Annotated in this window: 20 protein-coding genes and 4 pseudogenes; 8 read left to right on the top strand and 16 right to left on the bottom strand. The window is 40.5% G+C overall.

The window, feature by feature from the left end; translation table 11 throughout:
- The first annotated feature begins 262 nt into the window (after window positions 1–262).
- Together HUK49_RS04610 and HUK49_RS04615 are read left to right on the top strand one after the other, a co-directional pair.
- Window positions 263–2,227 (top strand): LysM peptidoglycan-binding domain-containing protein, encoded by a 1,965-nt coding sequence (locus HUK49_RS04610; protein ID WP_191912833.1) that lies wholly within the window; start codon window positions 263–265, stop codon window positions 2,225–2,227.
- Between the two features lie 135 nt (window positions 2,228–2,362).
- A complete protein-coding gene (locus HUK49_RS04615; RefSeq protein ID WP_040530638.1) occupies window positions 2,363–2,674 on the top strand; it encodes an ArsR/SmtB family transcription factor in 312 nt (103 codons plus the stop codon).
- Between the two features lie 104 nt (window positions 2,675–2,778).
- On the opposite strand, the gene HUK49_RS04620 is transcribed toward HUK49_RS04615, so the two are convergent.
- The 6 genes and pseudogenes from HUK49_RS04620 to HUK49_RS04645 form a co-directional block, all read right to left on the bottom strand.
- Window positions 2,779–3,015 (bottom strand): hypothetical protein, encoded by a 237-nt coding sequence (locus HUK49_RS04620; protein WP_191912834.1) that lies wholly within the window; start codon window positions 3,013–3,015, stop codon window positions 2,779–2,781.
- A 183-nt stretch (window positions 3,016–3,198) separates the two neighbouring features.
- Window positions 3,199–5,178, bottom strand: a complete 1,980-nt coding sequence (locus HUK49_RS04625; protein WP_191912835.1) for an ABC transporter ATP-binding protein/permease — start codon at window positions 5,176–5,178, stop codon at window positions 3,199–3,201.
- 122 nt (window positions 5,179–5,300) lie between these two features.
- Window positions 5,301–5,987, bottom strand: coding sequence for an ABC transporter ATP-binding protein (locus HUK49_RS04630; RefSeq protein WP_191912836.1), 687 nt, complete (start codon window positions 5,985–5,987; stop codon window positions 5,301–5,303).
- Between the two features lie 11 nt (window positions 5,988–5,998).
- Window positions 5,999–7,063 (bottom strand): ABC transporter permease, encoded by a 1,065-nt coding sequence (locus HUK49_RS04635; protein ID WP_191912850.1) that lies wholly within the window; start codon window positions 7,061–7,063, stop codon window positions 5,999–6,001.
- Between the two features lie 5 nt (window positions 7,064–7,068).
- Window positions 7,069–7,587, bottom strand: coding sequence for a TetR/AcrR family transcriptional regulator (locus HUK49_RS04640; RefSeq protein WP_191912837.1), 519 nt, complete (start codon window positions 7,585–7,587; stop codon window positions 7,069–7,071).
- Window positions 7,588–7,721: 134 nt separating this feature from the next.
- Window positions 7,722–8,736 (bottom strand): annotated as a pseudogene (locus HUK49_RS04645) (zinc-dependent alcohol dehydrogenase family protein).
- Between the two features lie 362 nt (window positions 8,737–9,098).
- Here HUK49_RS04645 and HUK49_RS04650 point away from each other — a divergent pair.
- From HUK49_RS04650 to thrS, 3 genes are all read left to right on the top strand, one after another.
- The gene (locus HUK49_RS04650) at window positions 9,099–10,703 is read left to right on the top strand and encodes an Nramp family divalent metal transporter (protein ID WP_191912851.1); all 1,605 of its coding nucleotides are present in this window, start codon (window positions 9,099–9,101) and stop codon (window positions 10,701–10,703) included.
- A 242-nt stretch (window positions 10,704–10,945) separates the two neighbouring features.
- Window positions 10,946–11,521 (top strand): hypothetical protein, encoded by a 576-nt coding sequence (locus HUK49_RS04655; RefSeq protein WP_206705622.1) that lies wholly within the window; start codon window positions 10,946–10,948, stop codon window positions 11,519–11,521.
- 339 nt (window positions 11,522–11,860) lie between these two features.
- On the top strand, window positions 11,861–13,666 hold the full coding sequence (gene thrS, locus HUK49_RS04660; RefSeq protein WP_191912839.1) for a threonine--tRNA ligase: 1,806 nt from the start codon (window positions 11,861–11,863) through the stop codon (window positions 13,664–13,666).
- Between the two features lie 84 nt (window positions 13,667–13,750).
- Here the strand turns inward: thrS and HUK49_RS04665 are convergent, their stop codons facing one another.
- The 4 genes and pseudogenes from HUK49_RS04665 to HUK49_RS04680 all read right to left on the bottom strand — a co-directional run bounded on the left by HUK49_RS04665 (window position 13,751) and on the right by HUK49_RS04680 (window position 17,382).
- Entirely contained in the window at window positions 13,751–14,461 is a 711-nt protein-coding gene (locus HUK49_RS04665) for an MIP/aquaporin family protein (protein ID WP_191912840.1), read from the bottom strand.
- 79 nt (window positions 14,462–14,540) lie between these two features.
- Window positions 14,541–14,849, bottom strand: a complete 309-nt coding sequence (locus HUK49_RS04670; protein WP_191912841.1) for an MGMT family protein — start codon at window positions 14,847–14,849, stop codon at window positions 14,541–14,543.
- Window positions 14,850–16,092: pseudogene (locus HUK49_RS04675) on the bottom strand (MFS transporter).
- Window positions 16,093–17,382 (bottom strand): alkaline phosphatase family protein, encoded by a 1,290-nt coding sequence (locus HUK49_RS04680; protein ID WP_191912843.1) that lies wholly within the window; start codon window positions 17,380–17,382, stop codon window positions 16,093–16,095.
- A gap of 207 nt (window positions 17,383–17,589) precedes the next feature.
- Between HUK49_RS04680 and HUK49_RS04685 the strand changes: the two genes are divergently transcribed.
- The gene (locus HUK49_RS04685) at window positions 17,590–18,948 is read left to right on the top strand and encodes an APC family permease (RefSeq protein ID WP_191912844.1); all 1,359 of its coding nucleotides are present in this window, start codon (window positions 17,590–17,592) and stop codon (window positions 18,946–18,948) included.
- A gap of 98 nt (window positions 18,949–19,046) precedes the next feature.
- On the opposite strand, the gene phoU is transcribed toward HUK49_RS04685, so the two are convergent.
- The 5 genes and pseudogenes from phoU to HUK49_RS04710 form a co-directional block, all read right to left on the bottom strand.
- Complete coding sequence (phoU, locus tag HUK49_RS04690) at window positions 19,047–19,745, bottom strand: phosphate signaling complex protein PhoU (protein ID WP_102167954.1); 699 nt, start codon at window positions 19,743–19,745, stop codon at window positions 19,047–19,049.
- Window positions 19,746–19,759: 14 nt separating this feature from the next.
- A complete protein-coding gene (pstB, locus tag HUK49_RS04695; protein ID WP_191912845.1) occupies window positions 19,760–20,515 on the bottom strand; it encodes a phosphate ABC transporter ATP-binding protein PstB in 756 nt (251 codons plus the stop codon).
- Between the two features lie 10 nt (window positions 20,516–20,525).
- A complete protein-coding gene (pstA, locus tag HUK49_RS04700; RefSeq protein ID WP_102167956.1) occupies window positions 20,526–21,407 on the bottom strand; it encodes a phosphate ABC transporter permease PstA in 882 nt (293 codons plus the stop codon).
- Window positions 21,407–22,306 carry a phosphate ABC transporter permease subunit PstC gene (pstC, locus tag HUK49_RS04705; protein ID WP_191912846.1) on the bottom strand — a complete coding sequence of 300 codons (900 nt, stop codon included), beginning with the start codon at window positions 22,304–22,306 and terminating at the stop codon, window positions 21,407–21,409. Before pstC ends, pstA begins: the two co-directional genes overlap by 1 nt.
- A 3-nt stretch (window positions 22,307–22,309) precedes the next feature.
- Window positions 22,310–23,182, bottom strand: a pseudogene (locus HUK49_RS04710) (phosphate ABC transporter substrate-binding protein).
- A gap of 113 nt (window positions 23,183–23,295) precedes the next feature.
- On the opposite strand from HUK49_RS04710, the gene HUK49_RS04715 reads away from it, so the two are divergent.
- Both HUK49_RS04715 and HUK49_RS04720 read left to right on the top strand, forming a co-directional pair.
- Window positions 23,296–24,009, top strand: coding sequence for a winged helix-turn-helix transcriptional regulator (locus tag HUK49_RS04715; RefSeq protein WP_102167961.1), 714 nt, complete (start codon window positions 23,296–23,298; stop codon window positions 24,007–24,009).
- Between the two features lie 82 nt (window positions 24,010–24,091).
- Window positions 24,092–25,522, top strand: coding sequence for a C69 family dipeptidase (locus tag HUK49_RS04720; RefSeq protein ID WP_191912847.1), 1,431 nt, complete (start codon window positions 24,092–24,094; stop codon window positions 25,520–25,522).
- A 56-nt stretch (window positions 25,523–25,578) separates the two neighbouring features.
- Here HUK49_RS04720 and HUK49_RS04725 read toward each other — a convergent pair.
- Window positions 25,579–26,172 (bottom strand): annotated as a pseudogene (locus HUK49_RS04725) (ketopantoate reductase family protein); the annotation flags it as partial.
- Between the last annotated feature and the right edge of the window lie 123 nt (window positions 26,173–26,295).

Below are 26,295 nucleotides of genomic sequence, written 5' to 3' on the forward strand. Positions count from 1 at the left end.
TTAATTAAACAACTAGTGATATAGTGTTTATTAATGGCGGATATTTAGAAATATACCTTTCAATTGATAAGAATAAGTAAGCATTGTTTTTATAATAACGATAAATGTTAAAATTACTTGCTCTTTCAACATATTAATGATATTTTTTACTTAGTTTGAAATCTTAATAACTTCTTAAAAACTTTTACTTTTTATTACCTTTTAATTATTGTTTGATTAGTTAATAAAGTTCCAAGAGGTTTTTCTAGGGGGAGTCAGAAAAATGAATCGATCAGAACTAACAAATTCGACAACTCATTATAAAATGTATAAAAGCGGTCGAAAGTGGATGTTCGCTGGTTTAACTGCAGTTACCTTGCTAACAGCAACCGGTGCTGTAGCTCATGCCGATGAGACGCAACAACAAACTAGCAACAACGCCACCGAAGTCACTGCTAACACCAATTCTAATAGTAATAATACTGACAGTAGCGCTGCCGATACTGTTGCTAGTCAAAGTGCCAACACCAGCAATAACAGTGAAGTCATTTCTGCAACTGTTGCGGCATCAAATGTTAAAGTAACTAGTGCTGCAGTTAGTGCTGCCAGTGCTGCTACCTCCACTGTTGCTTCGGCTTCTTCTGCAAGCTCTACTCCAGCATCTGCTACGAGTTCTGCAGTCGCACCACAATCAGCAACCGCTTCTGCTAACACAACAGCAGCTTATGCAGCTCAAGCTCCGGCATCTTCAGTTGATTTAAATTCTCTTCACTTTAGCAACAACTCTCGTTCGCAACAGTTCATTCAAAGCGTTGCTCAAGGGGCAATTGATGGTTGGAACCAATACCGTGTTCTCCCATCCATTACTGTTGCTCAAGCGATCCTTGAAAGTGGCTGGGGACAATCAAGCCTGTCAACTAGCGCTCATAACCTTTTTGGAATTAAGGGTTCTTACAATGGTCACTCAGTAGTAATGCGGACTCGAGAAGTCTACGGTGGTCGTTCCGTTTACGTTAATGCTAACTTCCGGGCATATGCCAATAACTCTGAATCAGTAACCGATCATGGACGATTCTTAAATGTTAACAGTCGTTACCGGAACCTACTCGGTGATACTAATTATGTTTCAGTTGCTAACAAGCTTCGTCAAGATGGTTACGCAACCGACCCGAGCTATGCAAACTCATTGATTAACCTTGTTCGGACATATAACTTGACCCAACTTGATTCAGTTGCTTTCTCAGGTAAGGTTGTTACTAACAAGAACAATAATGGTGATAACAGTAGTTACAATAGCGGTAGTTCAAGGGTAAGCAATACTGGTTACTACACTGTTCAATCTGGCGATACTCTTTCCGGAATTGCCAACCGTTTCAGCACTACCGTTAACCACCTTGCTTCATTAAACGATATTAGTAATCCAAACCGGATTTATGTTGGTCAACGACTCCTTGTTCGGCAACAAACCAGCTCACAGACTAATACCAACAACACTAATACTTCAAGTAATACTACTAACACCAGTTCTAGTGCTACCGGTACATATACCGTTCAATCTGGTGATACCCTTTCCGGAATTGCCAACAAATTTGGTACCAATTATGAATCATTGGCAAATCTGAATAACATTTCTAACCCGAACCGGATTTATGTTGGTCAGGTATTAAAATTAAGTGCTAATTCAAATACAGCTAGTTCCGCTCATCAAGCAACCACTAATGCTACTCCAGCAGGCAGTTACAGTGTCAAGGCTGGTGACTCGCTTTCCGCAATTGCTGCCCGGTACGGAATGAGCTACGAAACTCTGGCTCGCTTGAATAACATTTCTAATCCAAACCGGATTTACGTTGGTCAAGTATTAAAATTAAGCTCTGGTTCTACTGTTTCAAATGTTGTTAACCACTCCACTGCTTCAGCTGCTGGATCCTACACTGTTAAGAGTGGTGATTCACTTTCCGCAATCGCTGCCCGGTATGGAATGAGCTACGAAACTTTGGCCCGCTTAAATAACATTTCTGATCCAAACCGAATTTATGTTGGTCAAACTCTTAACCTTGGTACTTCAGGCCACACAAGCCATCATTATACAGCAAGCTCATCAAGCAACGGTGGTTCCTACACCATCCAAGCTGGTGACACCCTTTCCGCAATTGCTGCTCGATACGGAATGAGCTACGAAACCTTAGCTCGCTTAAACAACATTTCTGATCCAAACCGAATTGTTGCAGGACAACGAATCGTTCTCTAATCAAATAATTAAATCATTAAAATAATGCGCTTAAGCATGATAAAGCAATCATACTTAAGCGCATTTGTTATATAATAGAGTTATATGTTATTGATATGTTTTGGCCTGTGTTTAGATAGTGAGAAGGGTGATTACATGATTAGTCAAACGGGGAGAGCCTTTGCTGATATAGAGGAGATTAGCCAATTATTTAAGTTACTTGGTAATCCGAAACGACTACAATTACTATACCTCTTAATTCAAGATTCAATGAGCGTAACGGAAATTAGTCAACGAATGAAGTGGGAACAATCAGGGGTATCCCACCAACTACAGCTACTCCGTAAGTTTAATTTAGTTGAACAGAGACGCGACGGAAAAACAATTATCTACCGCCTTGAAGATCCGCAAGTAATGACGCTAATCGCAGATGTGCTTTCACATGCAGAGCAAATAATTCACCGGTAATCTTTAAAATGTGATAATAAACGGACACCAACAGTTCGATAGACTGAACTTTGGGTGTCCGTTTATTATCCTTGCAGGTTACCTAGTGGCTCATCCCATAGAGACTAAGTAAATTTTAAAGCAATCTGCTCTTTCGCCATAATGTCCCGAATCACAACTTCCTTCCCATCATGAAAATCGCTATCGGTTAACCGAAAGCTTGGGTGACTATGTGCATAAAACTTAAAATAATATGTTGGTGTCGTTGTTAAATCCTCCACTTTGAGTACGCCAGTGGAACCGTCAGAACAATTAAATTCTTGAGTTGCATTCTTTTTGCCTTGAATATAAACCGTCGTCATTCTCAACACCTCCATTATTTATTATACCGCTATTTTCGGATAACCTAAAAATATTTTTTGAGTTTTATCATAAAATAGTCATTTTTGTTAAAATAGTATATTAACCACTAAAAAAGAGCATTCTAACCGTCAGCGATGACTAGTTAGTTATGCTCCTTATTCAATATTATTTGTTTCTGATTTTTAATCCGCCGCAAGCGCATCAATTGGGTTTAAGTTAGCTGCTCGTCGTGCTGGTAATAAGGCGGCTAAGAACGATATTACTAACGCTACCGCAAAGGCAAAAGCAATATTACCAAAAGTGATTTGAATAATATTATATTTAATCAAGTGGTACAAGCCATGATTAATTGCTAATGTAACAACAAGAACAATAATCAATGCTAAGATTGCCGAGAAAAAGCCAATAAATAATGATTCAGACGTAAATAACCGTCGAATGTCTTTCTTTCGTTCACCCAGTGCTCTTAGGATCCCAATTTCCTTGGTTCGCTCTGAAACCGACATATACATCGTTACAATAATCATCAAGGCAGAAACAAGTAATGAAATTCCGGCAATCGCAGCTAGTAATGTCGAGGCTAATTTAACATACGTATTAACAGTCTTTAAAATTGAGCCAACTGTTACTGCACCTAAAATTCGTTTATTCTGACCGTCACGTAAATTATTAACCCGATCAGCAACGGTCTGTACCTGATTCAGATCCTTAACATTGACAGAAAGAAAGTTAGGCTGGACGCTACCATTAGCTTCCCGAATCATCTTGGTTAGAGTTGCAGAATTAATCGAAGTCCGCACGCTAGTACCGTTAGAAATTCCTGATACCTTGACATTCCCCTCTGCTTGCACAGGCTTCCCCGAATCATCAACCCAGTTAAAACTAAGCTTAACCGTTTTCCCAATTAATTGTCGATAGTTCTTAGCACTACTTAATTGGATTGCCTGTTGCTTAGTTAGGACAATTTCGCCATTACCCGGCTTATGGCCGTTAGTAATTCCTCTAGTAGTAGTTGAATTAGTCCAACTATCCATTGAAGTGCCACTTTGTTGAAGATCCTTGTATGATAACCGATAACTTGGTATCGTATATCCTTTTTCAACGGAAGAGATTCCGGCAATTTTCTTCACCCGATTGATCTCACTCTGTTTAATAAACATTGATTGGGGATCAGCCATCATATTCTGGGTCGACATCTGTAACTGATCCTGCGTCATCTTTTTTCCAGTCGTGTTCTTTAAAATCGTCACACTTCGCGGATTAGCTAGTGAGTTAATTTGATCCTGAATATAACCGTTTACCCCATTTCCTAGACCGCTAAACAACAGAACCGCAAATATCCCAATTGCAGTACCTAGCATTATTAGCGAATTTCGCCAAAAATTATACATCAAATGCTTAAACGCGGTCCGGTAGCTTGCCATTGCCGGAAGAACCCGCGATTGGAGGTGTTCTGGATCATCCGGAATCGGGTATGCCGGTCTAAGCCTTTCGTCCCCATCAATTTTTCCGTCTGCAAGATGAACAATTCGGGTTCCGTGATTTGCTACTTCTTGTGAGTGAGTAACGGCAATTACTAGTTTCCCGTCTTTTGCAATATCATCCAGAAGGTTCAATACTTCTTTCGTATTCTCAGAATCTAGGGCTCCTGTCGGTTCATCGGCAATGATTAATTGCGGGTCACTAGCTAGTGCCCGCGCAATTGCGACCCGTTGCTTTTGTCCACCAGATAAATGATTAGGATGTTTATTTACTTGGTCCGCTAGTCCAACTCGCTCAAGTAGTTCTAATGCCCGCTTTCGTCGAGCTGCTTTATCCAGAGTTGTCATATCAAGAGCAATCAAGACATTGTCAAGAACTGTTAGATGGGAAATCAAGTTATACGACTGATAAATATAACCAACAGTAGAGCGCCGATAGTTATCTAGCTGCTTCTCCTTACTGTGATCAATTATTTTCCCATCAACGATTACTTTCCCCTTAAAATTACGGTCTAAGCCCCCAATGATATTCATTAAAGTAGACTTTCCACCACCGGATTCCCCAAGAATTGAAACAAATTCACCACGTTCAAAAGAAAGGTCAATTCCTTTGAGTACAGGAAATTTCTGTTTATCCAGGTAATATGCTTTGCGGATATCCTTTAATTCCAGAAAGGCCATAGTTTCCTCCTTAACTGTTTTATCTAAACACTTATTAACATAAAGATTATATCAAGGTTACCACGCTTATAAAATTACCTTGGATAATTCTAAATTAAATCTTATTATCATTTCCCGGGAAATTATTGGTAAACTTTTTCGCGTTTTAGTTTACCATCCTCCAATTGATAAATCTTATCAGCAAATTGACGTAACCGAAGATCGTGAGTTACTACAATTACCGCCTTGTTTCGCTCAGCAGCTAATTCTTTTAATAGTTTTCCAACCATTTCCACCCGATCGCTATCAAGAGCAGATGTTGGTTCGTCAGCTAAAACAATTTGTGGTTCCGTATAGAGTGCCCGGGCAATTGCAACCCGTTGATTTTGCCCACCAGAAAGTTCCGCTGGATACTGTTTTAATAATTTTTCAATCCCAAGTTCATCTAATAATTTATGGAATTCTTCTTGATCCATATTGCCATCTTCCTTCACCTGCTGGACTAGCTTAAATTGGTCAGCAATGTTTAGGTATGGTAATAAATTATATGATTGAAGGATAAAGCCAATTTTATTTAGCCGAAATTGATCGCGCTTCTTACTCGGGAGGCTCAAGAAATCTTGACCATCAATGATTACTTTCCCGCTATCCGGTGTTTGAAGGCCACCCGCAATCGTAAGAAATGTACTTTTGCCAGAACCAGAAGGCCCAAGAACTAAACATAGTTCACCAAGGTCGGCCGCAAAATTAACATCCTTCAACACCTGAACTTTACCAATTCCCTTGCCGAAAGACTTATTTACATTCTCTAACTTTATGGCTGTTTTCATTATTCTCTCCCCTAATTAAGTGCCTCAACTGGATCAATCTTAAGAATTAGTCTTACAGGTAATAACGCACCAAGTATTCCTAAAACAATCATCACAGCAGATAATCCTAAGATTAAGGGCCAGTTCATCAAGATTGGTACCGTGGTTGGTAACATCAGTGAAGTTAGTTCAGTTAAAATAATTCCTCCAATATCACCGACAAGAACCAAGATTACTGCCTGAGCTAACGTTGAACTGATCAAGTGCTTGGCAGGAACTCCTTGAGCCCTAAGGACAGCAAAATGAGCCATTTTCTGCATTGTTAAGATATAGAGGAAAACGGCAATGATAATCAATGAAATTACCATTAAAAATGAAATCATAAAGATGAACGTTGTATTCTGAGCTCGGTAACCTGGCAACTTATCAATAAATTCTTTTACTGGATAGTGAGCTAGTTTAGGTTCCCTACTAGCTGCTTGTTTCTGATCACTAAAAATACCACTAGCAACAATTGAATTATTTACTCCCTTTAATTTTCGCCATGTCCCTAAGCTGCCATATGCAATTGGTGCAATATTTAGTTTTGCGTTTTTCGCAAAGCCAACAACTTCATATTTTTGCGAAAGTGAATTTAAAGTAACTTTCTTTCCTAAGCGATAACCCTTATCTTTCAGACTCTCATCCAAGACAATCTGATGATCATTCTTTGCCCGATGTCCACTGACTAGTTCTAACTGGTCTTGATAAATAAATTGATCACGCGCTAGCCCGACAAACTGGATGTTTTCCTTATGACGATTTGTTTTATCGGTTGTTTCAATGACTACCGGTGCCGCCCCGACAAGCGCATCATTTTTAGAGAGGCCTTTAATTTGATCCTTTGCAATTAATGATTGGCTAAGACTATCGTTACTATCCTTATTCAAGAATACTGTCTGAGTATCCCAGGACTTTATTGCTGCCGTATTTTCGTTCGCTAGTCCCAGCATTAATCCCATTAAGATCAGCATTAAATAGCTAATCAAGATAAACATCGCCATTATTAGGCCATAGCGAAATTTTTCATGTAAAATTTCTTTAATTGCTAAAAACATCTTAATCACGCTTTCTTTGTCAGAAGTCGAATTGCTTCATAACATCGTTCAATAATTTGTTTTTCTTTCTCTGGAGATTGGAGGCTCTCCTTGATTGCCTCATGGCTTAATACCATCACTCCCCACTCCCGACTATCTTTTGGTTGCGGCGCCATAGTGTGACTCGACTTAACTAGGTTTTCATTTACTTGAAAATGAAGCCTAATCAAATCTTGATACGGACTGCCATTAACCGCATCTAAAAATTCTTTAATCTGTTTCCGGTACTCTTCTGCACTAAGTATTTGATTACTATTCGTGATCTTTTCATGAATTTCAACCATTGCTTGTTGGTAAAGATAAGTATATGCATCTTGCAAATCATTAAAGTACTTGTAAAAAGCCCCACGAGCAATCCCAGCTTCTTTAACAATCCGTGCAACTTGTGCTTCAGAAACACTATGATTACTAAACTCCAACAATAGTGACTGAGTGATCTTTTGCTTTTTATCTTCATTTAGATTTAGAAAAGTTGTGCTTGGCATTGTAATTCCTCCGTTGTTCAATTGACACCGTGTCACTTTTTGATTGAATTAATATTAACATTTAGGTGACACCGTGTCAACTTTGGAGTAAAAAAAGAGAATCAGAAAATTTTTCCTGATTCTCAGCTTTTGTTTTACGCTTCTTCCCCGGCTAACTTAACAACTGCCTTAGAAACACCATCAATTCGACCATTTACAAAGTCATCAACTTCCTTAAGGTCAAATTCGTGAGAAAGCAATGGCAAGACATCAACCTTCCCTGAACCCATCAAAGCAATGGCATCTTCAAAGCAGTAAGGGTTAATGAAGGCCCCCTTGAATGGTTAATTGCTTTTGGAATACTTCATAACTGTTAATGGAGAACTTATCATCTGGATTCCCAACACCAAACATCAATACTTGACCACCGCGAGCAGCTGCTTCAACCGCTTGTTCTTGAGTTTCTGGACGGCCAACTGCTTCAATAACAATGTCGTAAGTATCGTTAGGGATCTTTTCACCCTTAGCGGTATTAATGGTCTTTGCACCAAACTTGTCATGGTTTAACTTCAGCTTGTCTTCAGAAAGACCACTCAAAGTAACTTCTTCTACCCCTTGAGCAAGTAAAGTCTGAACGAAAAGTTGTCCCATGAAGCCATCACCAATAACCAATACTTTTTGGTATGGGTGCAATTCAAGAAGGTCGACCCCGTGAACGGCACATGAAAGTGGTTCAGTAACCGCAGCAGCCTTTAATGAAAGACTGTCAGGAATTGGGTAAACAACCTTAGCTGGTGCAGTGAAGTAGTCTTCGAAGCCACCATCACGAGTAACACCAACAGCATCCAAGTGTTCACAAAGTTCTGGACGGGATGTCCGGCAGTACTTACATTCGCCACAGTAAATGTTAGGGTCAACAGAAACCCGGTCCCCTACTTTAACATTTTTAACTTCTGAACCAACCTTAGCAACTACACCGGAGTTTTCGTGTCCTAATACGATTGGCGGAACAGCATCTGCTGAACCTGGTAAACCAGCATAAAGTGCGTGATCAGTTCCACAAATACCCGCATAAGCAGTGTGAACAAGCACTTCATCAGGCTTAATTTCTGGCATATCAACGTCTTTAACTTCTAAGTTCTTAACAGCAGTTAATACAAGAGCTTTCATTACTAATACCTCGCTTGTGAAATGTTTCTTTTAACTTATGCGTTTGATTATAATCGAATTAACGCTTTGATATCAACCGGTTAACATAGATTTCTTCTACTATCTTAGTTATTTCATTTCTCGTTTCTTTTTTTAGAAATAATTAACTAATTTTATGAATTTTAAATTTTATTTTCGCTTTTTGAAAGCGGTTCGATCCTCATTAGGTCAACCAAAATTTGTCTTTTGCTTTTCCTCATTTCATTAACAAGGCCCGTCAAATAGGCGATCTTCCATTGTAGTATATTATTTTTTATGTTACCCTAAAAAAGTAATCAATTTAAGTTAACTGATCTGTTCAATTTGTGTTAACAAAAAAAAAGATGAAAGGTGGATTTGGCGTGAACAACACAAAAAATCAACACCGTAAGCATCATTTAATTGAATATGCTAACGGTAAGTCTCTGGAAGAGATTAACGGAACTGTTAAGGTTCCACATGGTAAAGGTTTCTGGCGAACATTATTCGCTTATTCTGGCCCTGGTGCATTAGTTGCCGTGGGTTATATGGATCCTGGTAACTGGGCTACTTCAATTACCGGTGGTCAGAGTTTCCAGTACACCTTAATGACTACTATCTTGATTTCAAGTTTGATTGCGATGTTGCTTCAATACATGGCAGCTAAACTCGGAATCGTGAGTCAAATGGACTTGGCCCAGGCAACACGGGCCCGTACCGGTAAAGCATTAGGTGTTATTCTATGGATCATGACTGAGTTAGCCATCATGGCAACTGATATTGCTGAAGTTATTGGTGCCGCAATTGCCCTTAACTTGTTATTCCACATTCCGTTGATTCCATCAGTATTTATTACCGTTCTTGATGTTTTGGTATTGCTATTATTAACCAAGATTGGTTTCCGGAAGATCGAAGCAATTGTTGCCTGCCTAATTTTAGTTATTCTATTCGTCTTTGCCTATCAGGTCGCATTGTCACACCCTAACTGGGGTGCTGCTTTTGCTGGCTTACTGCCTTCCACTAAGGCAATTGCTAAGTCACCAGAAATTGGTGGAATTACTCCATTAAGTGGTTCCCTTGGTATCATTGGTGCGACTGTTATGCCTCACAACTTATACCTCCACTCAGCAATTTCTCAGACTCGGCAAATCGACCACAACGACTTGGATAGTATCCGGAAAACTGTTCGGTTCACCACTTGGGATTCTAATATTCAATTGTCATTAGCCTTTGTTGTTAACGCATTGCTGTTAATCATGGGGGTTGCCGTATTTAAGACTGGTGCCGTTCAAGATAGTTCATTCTTCGGTCTTTACGATGCATTAAACAACACTTCAATGCTCAGTAACCCAATTTTGATTGCGGTTGCTAAGTCCGGTATTCTTTCAACGTTATTTGCTGTTGCCCTGCTTGCTTCTGGTCAAAACTCAACCATTACTGGTACCTTAACTGGTCAAGTAATCATGGAAGGGTTCGTTCACATGAAGATGCCACTTTGGGCTCGTCGTCTTGTTACGCGGATTATGTCAGTTATCCCTGTTTTAATCTGTGTTGGGATGACTTCAGGCGAATCAACCATCCAACAACACACTGCTTTGAACCTTCTAATGGAAAACTCACAGGTATTCTTAGCATTTGCCCTACCATTCTCAATGTTGCCATTGTTAATGATGACTAACAGTGACGTTGAAATGGGTGAATTTAAGAACCGCGGCTGGGTTAAGGTTTGTGGTTGGATCTCCGTTATCGCATTAACTTTCTTGAACCTCTACAACCTTCCTTCAACATATGAAGGATTTGATATTTGGTCAAAAGGTACTTCAGATGTCTTAGCCTACATCACCATTATTATCATCCTTGTCCTCTTAGCTTGGACTTGTGTTGAATTATACCGTGGTGACAAACGCTTTGCCGCTGAAGGAAAAGGTTTCGGTCAAAAGGAAGAAAAGATGGCTGATAGCAAGGATTAAAACTTCCTTTATTATTCACTCACAAATTCTTCAAACTTTACCTGTATATTAGGAACCATAAGATAACTCCTATATCTTTTCCTCCCTAAATAAAAGTAAAGATTTAAAAATTAGGGGCTGGGGTAATTCCCGGTCCCTAATTTTTTGCTTCTAAATAGCACTAAACCAGTTGATAATCCGGTAAAATGTTATAATATATCTTTGAAAATATAAGTCTCATCCTTAACTTTGAGGTGAATTCATTGAACAATCAAAATAATAATGAACGCCCTACCCGTGTTCAGCTATATGATTCAAATAACAATCGTCGTTCCCACTTGGGCGGTAAAAAGCCAAAGATGCCCCATTTTAAGGGAAAAAATAAGCTTTTCAAAATCCTGCTAGCAATCCTGTTAGCTATCTTAGTGATCATGATCATTGTCTTTTTGATCAAGCAACAAAACCCTGTTAATACTGATAACAATGACACAACAGTCTCAACCAGTAGTAAATCATCGTCACACAAAAAGAAGCATCACAAAAAGCACCAGTCTTCTAGTACCAGTGATGATGACCAAGATACTTATTCATTCTCATACTCCACCAGTAACGGTGGCGGTTCACGGGGAACCCAACACTATTCTAATCAAGACCAACACACAACCGACAATAATGGCGGAAACACAACTTCTTCTCAAAACAGCACTCCACAATCAAACCAGAACAATAATAACGGGAATGCCCATCAATCTAACAATTCTGGTAATGGTCAATCTAATAACGGAAATAATGGTGGTAGTACTGGCTCTACACCAGCACCAAATTCTGTTAGTCATTAAATAAAATTCAAAAAAGGGGTTGCGATTCGTTCTCCCAGTGATATAATCATAGGCAATTAAAGGATATGCACATTAATTACCCTCTACTAGGGAGTCGGTGCCTAGGCTGGAAGCACCGTTGAGGATCTAATTATTGTTGTACCACCTTTACTTATTGCTTGCCGAAATAAGGCGAGTCGGGTCGTGTCCGTTAATACACCTTAGAGAGGACGGTATCAGTACGTCCTGAAGATGGGTGGAACCACGCTAATTATAAAAATAATTGACGTCCCTAACGCTATTACTTTAGTAGCGTTAGGGACGTTTTTTGTTTAACTACAAAAAAGGGAGAGATTGTTTATGGCTCAAGTTGCTGTTATGTCACCAGATGGATCAGTTAAAAAGATCGATCGTGATTCAAAAGAAGGTTTACAAGCATTACGGAAGCTTTCTGCATTGATGTTGAAGGCTGCCTTAAAGCAAGAATTTAAGGGAATCCGTTTAGGGGAAGCAGTCGCTGACGAAGATGGTTTCCATGTTGATTCAGACAAGGACAACCAACAAGTTTCTGCTGACGAATTACCAGCACTTGAAGATGTTATCAAGGGAATGGCAAAGAACGACGCAAAGGTTGAATTTGTCGAAGTTCCTGTTGAAGATGCTTTAGCAGAAGTTGAAGCAGACCGTTTCTCAAGTGAATTGATCAAGGAAAGTGCCAAGGATGGCAAGGTTGCCATGTACCAACTTGGTGATGTCAAGGCAGTTGCCGACGACGATATTCTCCTTTACGGCGATGTTGTCAAGAACCTCCGCCTTCTTTCCGTTGCCGGTGCTTACTGGAAGGGTATGTCATCAAACCCAATGCTCCAACGGATTTACGGTACTGTCTTCTACAAGAAGGATGCCTTAGAAGAAGACCTTAAGAAGCGTCAAGAAGCCAAGGAACGTGATCACCGGGTTATCGGTAACCAACTTGATCTCTTCTTCGTTGATCCAAAGGTTGGTGCCGGATTACCATACTGGATGCCAAAGGGTGCCACTATTCGGCGGACAATCGAACGTTACATCATCGATCGTGAAGTAGCGGATGGTTACAAGCACGTTTACACTCCAGTATTAATGAACCTCGATGCTTACAAGACTTCTGGTCACTGGGAACACTACCGCGATGACATGTTCCCACCAATGGACATGGGTGACGGTGAAATGCTTGAATTGCGGCCAATGAACTGCCCAAGCCATATTCAAATTTACAAGCACCATATTCGTTCATACCGTGATCTTCCATTACGGATTGCTGAACTTGGAATGATGCACCGTTACGAAAAGTCTGGTGCCCTTTCTGGACTTCAACGGGTTCGTGAAATGACCTTAAATGATGGTCACACTTTCGTTACCCTTGACCAAATCCGTTCTGAATTTGCTAAGATCCTTCGTTTAATCATGGACGTTTACAAGGACTTTGACATTACTGATTACAGTTTCCGTCTTTCTCTTCGTGATCCAAAGAACGTTAAGAAGTACTATGCTAACGATGAGATGTGGGAAAAGTCTCAATCAATGTTAAAGAAGGCCATGGATGACCTTAACCTTGATTACTACGAAGCTGAAGGTGAAGCTGCCTTCTACGGTCCAAAGCTTGATATTCAAACTAAGACTGCCCTTGGCAACGATGAAACCATGTCAACAATCCAACTTGACTTTATGCTTCCAGAACGTTTCGGTCTTACTTATGTTGGTCAAGATGGTAAGGAACATCAACCAGTTATGATTCACCGTGGTGTTGTTGGTACTATGGAACGGTTCATCGCTTACTTAACTGAAATTTACAAGGGTGCTTTCCCAACCTGGTTAGCTCCTGAACAAGTTCACATTATTCCAGTTAATGAAGATGCTCATGGTGAATATGCTGATGAACTTGCTAAGAAGATGAAGGCTGCTAACATTCGGGTTGTTGTTGATCACCGGAACGAAAAGATGGGTTACAAGATTCGTGAATCTCAAACTCAAAAGGTTCCATACACTCTTGTTGTTGGTGACGATGAAAAGGCTAATAACGGCGTTTCTGTACGGAAGTATGGTGAAAAGGAACAAAATGAAATGAGCCAAGATGCATTTATGAACGAAATTCTCGATGATATTGCATCCTACTCTCGCGAAAATTAAAAACCAACTATCCTAAAATAAAAGAGGTCGAAAATTCTGATTGGAATTTTCGATCTCTTTTATTTTATTCTATCAAGATGTTCTTTAGATTTTTGCTAATTGTTCTACCCAGCACGCAAAAAGGCTCCCAGCTAAAGGGCCAAGCATTGGTACCCAAGCATACGACCATTCACTTTTGCCCTTATTTGGTACGGGAAGAATAGTATAAGCTAACCGTGGTGACCAGTCCCGGGCAGGATTCAAGGCAAAACCAGTCGTTGAGCCGAGGCAAGTTCCAATAACGGCAATCACAAGGCCAACCATAAACGGTTTTAGTCCTGAAGTAAAATTGCCTAAATTCAACAAGATAAAAATAAAGGCAAAGGTCGCGATAAATTCTGAAAGAAAGTTAAACAGACCATTCTTAATTGCTGGTCGCGTAGCAAAAATTCCAACAGTATTCCCTTCCTTAGCCGTTTTGGTGACCTTAAATTGCGGGTAAAATTGAATAATTACAATGATCGCGCCAACGAAAGCGCCCAAAAATTGACCACTTAAATAAGGAAGCACTGAATGCCAGGGAAACAAGTCCAAAATTGCGTATGGGATCGTTACCGCAGGATTAAGATGCCCTTGAGAACCAAGGAACCCAGCAACATAAACTCCCATTGTTACTGCTAGTCCCCAGGAAATACTAATGTACCACCAGTTGCTCCCGCAACCATAACTTTGTTTTAAATTTACGCTAGCACACGCACCGCAGCCAAGAACAATTAAAATCATTGTCCCAAAAAATTCGCCAATAAATCCATGCATTCAAGCTCCCACCCTTCTTGTATTCGCTTACAGAGATGGTTTAATTTTAGCATACTTAAGTTGAAATTACTGCTAACTATTAGATCCCGCGCCATTGACATTGTTTGATATCAACATGATTCTCATCCTTAAATGGCACCTTCTCGGCCATCAGCATCGGTCGCTGGTCGAACCATCCTGGAACAAGTCGACCAGTAGCGGTTACTACCCTGTGGCAAGGATGTTTACCATAGCCGCCAGACTTACCAAGAGCCTTACCCACTAATCTAGCATTTCGGGGACGGCCGATTATTTTAGCGATTTGCCCATAGGTTGCTACCCGACCGAACGGAATAATATCAACAATGTTTAACACAGATTGCATAAACTGCTCATCAATCTTTGTCATTTAATCACTCGTTTCTTGAGTCAACTGCGGCAACATTAGAAAAATGATTAGTCCAACTAATAAGAGAAGCTGCGCCAACCGTGGATTTATTAGTCAATTGGGTTACAAATCCCACAATTACCGGGCCCAAAATAGCAGAAAATTTACCAAGAATATTATAAAAGCCAAAGAACTCGCTACTCGAATCTTTAGGGATCAACTGGCCAAAATAAGACCGACTAAGCGCTTGTAATCCGCCTTGACTTGTCCCAACTAAAATAGCAAGAACCCAGAAATCAGCTAATGATTTTAAGCGTAACGCATCTAAACAAATAAAAAGGTAAATGATAATCCCTACTAGAATTGCTAAACGGTTTGATGTCTTCTGAGCTAGCCAACCATAAAGAATTGAACACGGGAATGCAATTAATTGAACCATAAGCAGAACAAGCATTAGCATTGTTGTTTCGATTCCGAGGTCCTTCCCGATTGCGGTCGCCATTGTAAAAATAGTATCGACGCCATCAATATAAAAGAAGTAAGCAACCAGAAACCAGAAAATCTTTCGGTGCTGTTTAACGTGATAAAGCGTTCTTCCCAATCGTTTGAAACTATCCACCACTGGATCGGTTACCGCCTGAACATTATGGTACTGATGCCCATGTCTTAACAACGGCCAAGCAAAAATTACCCACCAGACCGCAGCGAGGATAAAGCTGAATTTTGCAATTCCATAACTACTTAAAAGGCCATTAAAACCACCAGTTAGTTGTGCACCAAGAAAAATAATGAAAGCGAGGGCACCACCAAGATAGCCCATCCCGTAACCGGTTGTTGAAACAGCGTCCATCTGCTGATTATCAGCGACATCAGTCAGAAAACTATCATAAAAAAGATTTCCGCCAGAATAACCAATTACCGAAAGAACATAAATAATTAGTAACACAGCCCATTGATTTATCGGAACGACAGCTAACGCAAAGGTCATTGCAATACCAACCCACGTAAATAAATTCAGCCACCGACGTTTTGAATTAGGGTAATCCGCCAGCGCGCCAAGTAACGGCGCCATTAATGACACAATTAAAGTACCAAAACTATTCGCATAACCCCAAAATGCGGTTGAATTGGTTGCACTAATCCCGTTCTCATTTACAATCGCCTTAAAGTAAACCGGCAAGACAGCAGTCACTACTAAAATTCCGTAACCAGAATTAGCCCAGTCATAAAAAATCCATTGCCACTGTTGCTTATTAAACTTCACTTACTTAACCTCACTTTTTATTACTCCAGGAATTACCTGACCGGCTGTTGGTGCAGGATAATGGAGTCCTAATATCTTAGCAAATGTTGGTCCTTCATCAACCAAGTGGGCTGTTTCTACTTCCTTTCCTTGGTTAATGCTTGGTCCAACAAAAATTGCGGTTGTGAAATAATTAGGCTGGTTAGGGCCATAACCATGAACAGCACGATAACGATCATGAGTACCAAGCGAGCTGGGATCAACCTTTTCGACAATTGCTGGCCGATTAACCTCATCGGTAAAATAATACCCTGGTTTGGCCTCAACTAAAAAACTACACTTTGGGTCGGCACCAAGCTTTACCGCTTCCGCACCACTATAAATCCGTTCAACACCTTCGACACCAGCAATTAATTGCTTCAACTTATTCAGATCAACATAGCCCTTGGTATCCCCATCGCATGTTTTTGCAGTCACTCGCCAATTATTCTTGTATGTTGACTTTCCCTTAATTGGGGTAAGCAGGCCTTGTTTTGCAAAGGCCATGTTAAGGTGAATCATTTTATCAACATTGATTTGATAGTGGTCACCTAAAATTACAAAATCAGTATCGTCGTATGTCCCCGCATCACGGCTTGCCTGAATAATCTTTGCTACCCGACGATCTAGCCTTTGCAAAGCCGCCTTAGCTTGTGGAGAACGAACCCCATTCCGGTGACGCATACTGTCCATATCAACTAAATGAATTAGCGTAAGATCTGGGCGCTTATTTTTTAATGTATCTACAGCACATGCAGTCACAAAGTCATCAAGCCACGGTTGCTTGATTCCTCGTCGAAGTTTTCCGTAACGATGATTCATTTGATAAAGAAACAGTGGCGAACTTGCTTTAAGTGACACTAATACTTGATTCGTCCAGATCCGATTAGGAAAAATCTCTGCTAAATTATAATTTATTTTACTTCTTGCGGTAACCGGCCACAAAAATGCTGCCGTTGTTAAGCCGGCTTCACGTGCAACATCATAAAGCGGCATTGCCTTAACATCTTTACGGTACCAGTACCAATCAGGCGATTCGCGTTGTGGTTGAATTTTTGTGTTGTTTACAATGCCGTGAATTGCTGGATATTGGCCAGTAATGATTGAAGTATGTGATGGGTAAGTTAAGGTCGGAAAGATTCCTCTAACCCGTTTAACCCACGTTCCCCGTTTAATTAATTGATCAAGATGGGGAACGAATTCGCGAAATTCATCGAGATCACGAAGGCCCAGCGAATCAAGAGAGATTACTACCAATTTATGTAATGCCATTATCCCATCTGCTTCCTTTTAAGTTTTATTTTCATTTTAAAATAAAACTTAGCAGATTCGTAACCCCAAAGATAAAATGATAAAAGTAAGTTCGTTGAAAGAAGAGCTAAAGCAAGCGGTTACAGGATCGGCAATTTGATTTACAGCGATTTTTAATGTAAAATTAAGGTTCAGTTTTCTGTATTTTTTTTGAAAGGAATCATCATTATGCAAAATCAGTTACCAAAGGGTAAAGAACACGAGAAAACTCTCGGTCTCTTTGACCTTTCCATTTTAGGTATCGGCGCAATTATTGGTACGGGAATTCTAGTATTAACTGGAATTGTCGCCGCGGAAGATTCAGGCCCAGCGATCGTCTTTTCCTTCCTAATTGCCGCGTTAGCTAGTGGATTAATTGGCCTCTGTTATTCTGAACTAACCACTAGTTTACCTAATTCAGGAAGTGCCTTCTTCTATGCTTGGGTATCCATTGGTAAGTTCGTCGCATTTTTGGCCGGCTGGACGCTAATTGGTGTTTATGTCACTACCACAGCAACAGTGGCGAATGGGTGGACTGGTTATGTTCAATCATTTTTAGAGGTTCTTGGCATTAACCTTCCTCATCGTTTCCTCGTTACTCCAGCTGCTGGAGGGTATGTTAACCTTCCTGCTGTTTTAATGATCTTCCTAATGACAATTATCCTAACTCGGGGAACAAGCGAAAGTAAGTTAATTAATAACTTCCTTGTTGGCGTGAAAATTTTTATTATCTTACTATTTATTATCGTTAGCGTTCCACACGTTAATCCTAGTAACTGGCATCCCTTCCTTCCATACGGTTATAAGGGGATCTTCACTGGTGCTTCTGCTGTTTTCTTCTCGTTCCTTGGCTTTGATGCCCTGGCAACTTCCGCAGAAGACGCGAAAGACGTTGATAAAAATATTCCCCGGGCAATCATTTTGTGCCTGGTTATCTCTACTACCCTTTATGTATTAGTAAGTCTTGTTATGACAGGGGTTGTTTCCTACACTAAGTTAAACGTTTCTGAAGCCATGTCCTATGTTTTGATTGTTAAGGGACATAGTTTTGTTGCGGAAATTGTCTCACTTGGTGCCGTTTTAGGGATCATGGCAGTTGTATTTGCCTTCATCTACGCCGGCTCTAACATTCTTAAATCAATGAGTCGGAGTGCCTTTCTTCCCAAGGGTCTTGCTAAAGTAAACACTAAAACTCAAAGTCCTAATCAGGCAATTTGGTTAGTGGGAATTTTTTCAGCGATTTTAGCTGGTGAATTTGATCTTCACTACTTGGCATTAATTGCTAACATCGGTTCTTTAATGGTGTTCGCGTTAATTTCACTTATTGTTATTATTCTGCGTCTCCGTTATCCAGAACTTAAACGGCCTTTCAAGGTGCCATTCGGTAAGACAATTCCGGTACTTTCAATTATCATCTGTATTGTCCTTCTCGTTAGCATCTCATTGACCGCCTGGCTGACATACCTTATTTGGATCGCTCTTGGCTTAATTATTTACTTCTGCTATTCACTCCGTCATGCGGATGAATTTAATTTTACAAAGGAATAAGATTCATCTTTACTATATTAAAAAGCTTCAAGTATTCGGGCTTCCCTGAATATTTGAAGCTTTTTTAATGTGAATTATCAGTTAACGCTGCCATTTGCTTATTTTTGTAGTTTCCGTTTAACCATTGTTGGATCGGCCTTTCCGGGATTCAATTCTACCAACTTACCTGAACCACTATAGATAATCCATTCCGCAAGGTTCACAATATGATCGCCAGCACGTTCAAGGTAACGAATTACGGAAAGGTAATCACCATATGTTTTCACGTTTTGACCTGCTTTTACTAATGCATTCATAATTGCTCGTTGTTGTTGAACATAGATTAGATCAACTTTCAAATCCTCGTTAGCAACTTCATAGGCCTTTTGTTCATCAGTATAAACATATGCATCCAGAACTCGCTCTAACATCTCCCGAACAATCATCATCATCTTTTCAATCTGTTCTTCAATTTCTTTATTATGCTCTCGATCACTTAAATGGATAGCTGCCCGGGCAATATGGGATGCATAATCGCCTAATCTTTCAATATCACTACTTGCTTTCAAAATACTGATAATCTTGCGAAAATCGCTTGCTACAGGTTGTTGCAATGCCATCAACTTAAGTGCCTCTTTTTCAAGATTAATTTCCTCATCATTAATCTTAGGATCAACTTTTAGGACCTGTTCTGCCAGTGCTGTATCATTCTCCGTGAACGCCTTTGTTGCCTGGTATATCTGTTCACTAGCATCGATTCCCATCTCCATAAAATGACCACGAAGCCGCTTTAATTCATCGTTAAAAATTGCACCCATCTATCTACAACCTCCTAACCAAACTTACCGCTTAAATAATCAGCAGTCTTTTGTTCTCGTGGATTCATAAAAATATTTGCTGTCTTATCAAACTCAATGAGGTGTCCCTGATGCATAAACGCCGTCCAGTCTGCTGAACGCGATGCCTGCTGCATATTGTGGGTTACCATAATGATCGTTAATTGCTCTTTTAATTGTACTAGAGTATCTTCTATTTGCGAAGTTGAAACTGGATCAAGAGCACTGGTTGGTTCATCCATGAGAATGATTTCTGGTCGAACTGCTAGTGTCCGGGCAATACAAAGCCGCTGTTGCTGTCCTCCCGAAAGCGCGAGCGCACTAGATTTCAATTGATCCTTTACTTCATCCCACAATGCTGCCTGACGAAGACTTTCTTCAACTCGTTGGTCAAGTACCCGTCGATCCCTTTCACCGGCTAACCTAAGACCATAGATCACATTTTCATAAATTGACAGCGGAAATGGCGTTGGTTGCTGGAAAACCATTCCGATCCGCTGACGAACTCGATAAACGTTAACTTTCGGTTGGTTGATATTTACCCCATGAAAATTAATTTCTCCCTTTACCGTCGCGAAGTCATCGTTCATCCTATTCAAGCTCCGCAATACCGTAGACTTTCCTGAGCCAGAGGCACCAATTAATGCTGTAATTTTATTTTGGGGAAATTTTAGACTAATATCATGAGCAACATGCTTTTCACCATAAAGGACCTGAAGATTTTTTGTTTCTAAAGCCGTACTTGTTTGCATTTGTTTCTCCTTACTTAGTTAAACGTTGCTTAATTCGGTGACCAACATAGCGGGCAGCGAGATTAAACAGCAGAATCGTAATAATTAATACCGCGGCCGAACCATTTGAAACTGCTCGCGCGTCAGGAACTAGCCCCTCGCTATTCACTTTCCAAATATGAACCGCCAATGTTTCTGCCGGTCGCATTGGGTTCAGGAAACTCGTTGGACTAAAAGGATTCCAGTCCGCATAGTTAATTGCTGGGGAACTTTGCCCCGCCGTATATATTAATGCGGCTGCTTCACCGAAGATCCGTCCAGCGCTTAATATTGCGCCAGTAATAATTCCTGGCAGTGCTGCCGGAAGAACAATTTTAGTCGTGACGCGCCATTTTGACATCCCTAACCCTAATCCTGCTTGGCGTTGCAAATACGGGACCTGTTGTAGCGCATCCTCACAACTACGGGTTAAGATTGGTAAGTTTAAAATCGTTAATGCTAATGCCCCTGCTAATAATGAAAAGTCAAAGCCAAACTGCAAAACGAAGACTAAGTAGCCAAATAAGCCAACTACTACAGAAGGCAAAGAACTTAAAACCTCAATCGCCAGCCGAAGCATTTGTGTCCACCGATTTTCTGGAGCATATTCACTCAAATAAATTGCCGCACAAAGAGCTAGCGGAACTGAGACGATTAGGGTCAAAAGCACTAAGTAAAGGGAGTTAAAAAGCTGATCACGAATCCCACCACCCGCAGCAAATGATTCAGCATTAGCCGTTAAGAAGTGCCAGGAAATATTAGGAATTCCCATTGCTAAAATGTAAATTAACAAACTAAGGATTACCAAGCCAACCAATCCTGCCAGTCCTAGTATTATCCCAGTTGCTACTTTGTCAACTCGCTCTGGATTCATCATCTTGCTCCTTTCTTACTTACCAATCGCATTAATAAGTTGAATGCCAGGGACATCACAAGAAGGATTAATACTAGCGACCACAAAGCATTATTCGATGCTGTTCCCATTACTGTATTCCCAATCCCCGTTGTTAAAACACTCGTGAGCGTGGCTGAGGACTCCATCAAACTCTTTGGTACAATGGTCGTATTTCCAATTACCATTTGAACTGCTAATGCCTCCCCAAATGCCCGTGCCATTCCAAATACCATCGCTGTTAATATTCCACTCTTCGCACTGGGAATTATTACCCGGGAAATAGTCTGCCACCGTGTCGCTCCTAGGCCGGACGATGCTTGCCGATACTTTTGCGGAACTGCTTGTAAACTATCGATGGTCATTGATGTCATTGTTGGGAGAATCATTAGGAAAAGAACACTCGTCGCTGCTAGAATTCCAAATCCGGTTCCTCCAAATACTTGACGAAGATAAGGAACAATCGCAGTCAATCCGAGGTAACCGTACACTACTGAGGGGATCCCAACAAGCAATTCAATTAGCGGTTGAAGATACTGATAAGCTTTTTGTGGAAGCATTTCCGTAATTGCAATTGCAACAACTAACGCTAATGGTAAGGCAATAACTCCCGATAAGGCAGTCACGCTGAACGAGGTGATAATCATCGGCAACGCCCCATAGTGATGGTGGCTCGGTTGCCAGTCGGTACTTGTTAAGAAATGCCAGATTGATACCCCATTATCCTTAAAAAGAGCAATTCCTTTGAAGGTAAGAAAAATTAAGATTGTTCCTACCAATCCACCAATCAAAATAATTGCAAGGTAGCTGATCAATTTGCCGACCCACTCCTGCTTACTTTCAATTGACGATTGACTTAACTGTTTTTTTAAATCGTCCATCGTTTACTCCTTTATGCTTGTCTTCCCGTCCGCTGTTCGTTGGACTTTCATATCATGAATATTAATGTAGTTTGCATCTTCGACTAATGTTTGTTGAACTTTTTTCGTTTGCATGTAATTAATAAACTTCTCAGTCACCCTAGTTGGCTTTTTCTGAGTATACATGTGCTCATATGACCATAGTGGCCATTTATTTGTCGTAACATTCTTTGCCACTGGTGCAACCCCATTAATCTTCACTGGTTGAACTTGGTCATTAAGGTAAGCAAACGAAATATAACTAATCGAGCCTGGAGTATTCTTAACAATTTCCTTTACAGTGCCGTTCGAATCCTGTTCTTGAGCATTAATTGACCGTTCACCATCCTTAAGAACTACCTGTTCAAATGCTACCCGGGTTCCGCTTCCGGCAGCCCGATTAATCACCGTTATTGGTAAATCGGGGCCACCAACTTGGCGCCAGTTTGTGATCTTCCCCGTATAAATTTGCCGTAATTGCTCAAGAGAAAGATTATTAATTCCTAATTCATGGTTTACAACTGGAACAATTCCAGAAACCGCAACAATATGATCCGTAAGTTTCTTTTCATTAATCCCATCTTGCTGATCTGCAAAGATATCTGATGAACCAACATTAACCGCTCCTGCTTGAACCTGGCTTAATCCAGTTCCAGATCCGCCACCTTGGACAGTAATACTCGTCTGCGGTTTTACCTTCTGATAGTTCTCAACAACTGCTTCAGTTAGTGGTTGAAGGGCAGTAGAGCCAACAATTGCAATTTTTTCTTACGGTGGTTGTTTCTTTGCTGCAACCCAACCGGCTCCTAACCCGGCAATTATTGCTGCACCGATAATCCCTATAATTATTCTCTTCATCTTGTCTCCCTAGTTGTTTTCGTTAACTTCATATGATACAAATAGAGAATATCAAGTCGATGTAAATATTTAATCTTCGCATTGTAAAAGTTGTGTAAATTTTGGAGAAGAATATGACTAACAAGTTTTTATTAATGAGTCAGAACACTGAATTAACTCAGCAACTAACCACCCTCTGTAAAAAAGCACGGTGGACTCTTAGCCAAATTACAACACCAACCGGATTAGTGGTTGAACTTGAAAAGCAACCAGTTGCGGGAATCTTCTGGGATCTTACTGACACGACCCTAGATACCACAATCGCGACTATGACCTTGATCCGTGAGCAAGTCCATGGTCCAATCATTGTTTTTGCAACCAAATTAACGGAACGAATTCAGCGAAAACTTTATAAATCACGGGTGGATGATCTGGTTTTGTTTCCATTTAATGAGCGCACCATTCAACCATTAATCGAACAACGGCTATGGCTTTATCAACAGTTAAAGTTTAAGGAGTCCGTGCCTACTAAAAAAATAACACCACCACAAATAGCTTCAATCGGTTCATGGCAAATCGATCAGGAAAATTACACTGTCACCAAAAATAATTTGCCTGTTGAGCTTACTCCTAAAGAATTTCAATTGCTCGCCTACTTAATTGAACACCACGATCAAGTACTCAGTCGCGAACAACTCGTAAATGGAGTGTGGGGATATGATATCCTTGATACTTCCCGAATTGTCGATATTCATATCAGCCACCTTCGGGATAAACTTGAAGATGATCCCCATAAACCAGATCACCTGTTAACGATTCGTGGCTTTGGTTATAAGCTAGTAAAATAACATTTTTTAGATCCCAGCTGCGAAAGTGTAAAATAAAAGAAGATAGAACTTTTGGATTATTACACAAAGGGGATCTGATTTAATGACTCGTTTTAAAAATTCTGCATGTACGTCCATTATGGTTGGCAAAAAAGCCTCAATGGATGGTTCAACTTTTATTGCCCGAAATGAAGACCGGGTGGTTGCAATTGAACCAAAACGGTTTATCGTTCAACCAGCAGTTTCTGGTCGAGACGAGACATATGTTTCACCATACAATAAGTTAACAGTCAAATTACCGGCAAACGGAATGCGCTACACTGCAACGCCAAGTGGTGACCAAAGCATGGGACCAAATGAAGAAGATGGCTTTAACGAAGAAAATGTTGGTGAAAGTGCCACCGAAAGTGTTTACGCTAATGATCGCGTTCTTGCCTATGATCCATACGTTAAAAATGGTCTAGCTGAAGACTCAATGACTAACCTTGTCCTGCCATACATTCATAGTGCCCGTGAAGGAGTTGAATATCTGGGCAAGCTAGTAGCAAAGTATGGATCTGCTGAGGGTAATGGTGTCCAATTTAACGACCAAAACGAGGTCTGGTACATGGAAATTGCTACCGGACACCATTGGGTAGCAGTTCGAATTCCTGATGATTGCTATGCTGTCGCTGCTAACCAAATTGCCATTGAAAAGATTAACTTTGAAGATTCGGATAACTATATGTGGTCTGATGGAATTGAAGAGTTTGTTAATCTTCACGGTTTAAATCCGGATAACGATCAATGGAATTTCCGTCATATTTTTGGAACCAACACCCAATTCGATCATCATTACAATACTCCCCGAGTTTGGTTTGCCCAACGCTACTTCAATCCCGTTGCTGCCGCTAATCAAACACCTGAGTCTTCAGAGATGCCTTTTATCCGGAAGCCAGAACGGAAAATTGCGGTTGAGGATATCCAATACATTTTAAAGTCTCACTATAACGAAACTAAATATGACCCACTCGGTGACGGTAATGAGCATGATCGGAAAGTCTATCGGGCAATCTCCCTCTCGCGAACTGCTCAATCACATATACTTCAAATGAGAAATACAGTTGATTCAAAGCATGCCGCTGTTCAGTGGATCGAAATGGGAGTTCCCAGCTTTAATGCCTATGTTCCATTCTTTGCTAACGCGGACGATACTGATGTTTCCTACCGTGAGCTACCAAAAAAGATGGATTTAAAGAGCGCTTTTTGGCTTAACGAAGCTCTTGCAATGGTCGTTGAAGCCCATTACAGCGAATTTAATCAGGCTGATCTCGACTTCCAAAAAGAACTTGGCGAATGGTGTCGGCGAAAGATTAATGAGGTTGATGAACATGCCAAAAAGCTTGACGGTAAGCAACTCACAATTTACCTTACTGGTCAAAACCATGAGATTGCGAGTCACTGTAACGCTAAAGCAAAAGAATTGTTATTCGACTTAATGACTCAGGGAACCGAGTTATCAAAGTTAACTTTCAAAATGGATCCAAACTTATAGGATGATCACAAAAGATGGCGACTTGGAAAAACGCTTTTCCAAGCCGCCATCTTTTATTACTTTCGATGTTCCCGCGTAGCTTCCGCAAGGTGAACCAGGTTAGTTACAAAGTTATGAGTTTTTGCTTCATAGTGGTACTTCCGCCCAAGTTTAACAAAGTAGCCGTTGATATAGTCAACCTCAACTGGTCGATTATGACTCATATCCTGATACATTGATGGGTAATGGTGAGGGTTACCAACCTTCGAAACATAGTTAACACTCTCCAGTTCTTCTGCCCGACTATTAACTAACTGGACCCCCGCCCGTTCACAAACGTCATAGGCTTCATCAATTAGTTGCCGGGATAATTCATCCGCCTTCTCAAAGGAAGCATATTCCCCCATCGTGATTTCAAACATCGTACATAAAGTATTAACAACTGAATTAAAGACTACTTTGGCCATTAAGGTTCCCATGAAGTTATCCTTTAATGTTGGATTGAAGTTTGCCTTTTCTAATTCTGCCATTAGCTCATCTGTTTTGGCATTTGGCTTCTCAGTATAGTTTGCCCAATTGGTAGTCCCCATCCCTGGCTTACCAACAAACTCGACTTCGCCAGGACCAGTCAAGATGGTTGCCACAAGCGCTGTTCCAGCAGTTAACTTTTCTTTAGGGCAGATTGCAAGAAATAACTTGAACGAATTTAGTGACGTAGATTAAGCAAGAAGATCTCGATTGGTGTATGCCAATTAAGACATTTAAGTGGCCGTGAATTCAGATACCAATTGATT

Origin of the sequence: Limosilactobacillus portuensis (assembly GCF_014838735.1) — a bacterium.
In the GTDB taxonomy this organism is placed as follows: Bacteria; Bacillota; Bacilli; order Lactobacillales; family Lactobacillaceae; genus Limosilactobacillus; species Limosilactobacillus portuensis.

Excerpts from the sequence above, each read along its gene's own strand:
- HUK49_RS04685 (WP_191912844.1), top strand. The coding sequence starts at position 17,590 with ATGCAAAATCAGTTACCAAAGGGTAAAGAACACGAGAAAACTCTCGGT.
- HUK49_RS04670 (WP_191912841.1), bottom strand. The coding sequence starts at position 14,849 with ATGACAAAGATTGATGAGCAGTTTATGCAATCTGTGTTAAACATTGTT.
- HUK49_RS04665 (WP_191912840.1), bottom strand. The coding sequence starts at position 14,461 with ATGCATGGATTTATTGGCGAATTTTTTGGGACAATGATTTTAATTGTT.
- HUK49_RS04610 (WP_191912833.1), top strand. The coding sequence starts at position 263 with ATGAATCGATCAGAACTAACAAATTCGACAACTCATTATAAAATGTAT.
- HUK49_RS04635 (WP_191912850.1), bottom strand. The coding sequence starts at position 7,063 with ATGTTTTTAGCAATTAAAGAAATTTTACATGAAAAATTTCGCTATGGC.
- HUK49_RS04630 (WP_191912836.1), bottom strand. The coding sequence starts at position 5,987 with ATGAAAACAGCCATAAAGTTAGAGAATGTAAATAAGTCTTTCGGCAAG.
- HUK49_RS04720 (WP_191912847.1), top strand. The coding sequence starts at position 24,092 with ATGACTCGTTTTAAAAATTCTGCATGTACGTCCATTATGGTTGGCAAA.
- pstC (WP_191912846.1), bottom strand. The coding sequence starts at position 22,306 with ATGGACGATTTAAAAAAACAGTTAAGTCAATCGTCAATTGAAAGTAAG.
- thrS (WP_191912839.1), top strand. The coding sequence starts at position 11,861 with ATGGCTCAAGTTGCTGTTATGTCACCAGATGGATCAGTTAAAAAGATC.
- HUK49_RS04715 (WP_102167961.1), top strand. The coding sequence starts at position 23,296 with ATGACTAACAAGTTTTTATTAATGAGTCAGAACACTGAATTAACTCAG.
- HUK49_RS04625 (WP_191912835.1), bottom strand. The coding sequence starts at position 5,178 with ATGGCCTTTCTGGAATTAAAGGATATCCGCAAAGCATATTACCTGGAT.
- HUK49_RS04640 (WP_191912837.1), bottom strand. The coding sequence starts at position 7,587 with ATGCCAAGCACAACTTTTCTAAATCTAAATGAAGATAAAAAGCAAAAG.
- phoU (WP_102167954.1), bottom strand. The coding sequence starts at position 19,745 with ATGGGTGCAATTTTTAACGATGAATTAAAGCGGCTTCGTGGTCATTTT.
- HUK49_RS04615 (WP_040530638.1), top strand. The coding sequence starts at position 2,363 with ATGATTAGTCAAACGGGGAGAGCCTTTGCTGATATAGAGGAGATTAGC.
- HUK49_RS04650 (WP_191912851.1), top strand. The coding sequence starts at position 9,099 with ATGAAAGGTGGATTTGGCGTGAACAACACAAAAAATCAACACCGTAAG.
- pstA (WP_102167956.1), bottom strand. The coding sequence starts at position 21,407 with ATGAATCCAGAGCGAGTTGACAAAGTAGCAACTGGGATAATACTAGGA.
- HUK49_RS04620 (WP_191912834.1), bottom strand. The coding sequence starts at position 3,015 with ATGACGACGGTTTATATTCAAGGCAAAAAGAATGCAACTCAAGAATTT.
- HUK49_RS04680 (WP_191912843.1), bottom strand. The coding sequence starts at position 17,382 with ATGGCATTACATAAATTGGTAGTAATCTCTCTTGATTCGCTGGGCCTT.
- pstB (WP_191912845.1), bottom strand. The coding sequence starts at position 20,515 with ATGCAAACAAGTACGGCTTTAGAAACAAAAAATCTTCAGGTCCTTTAT.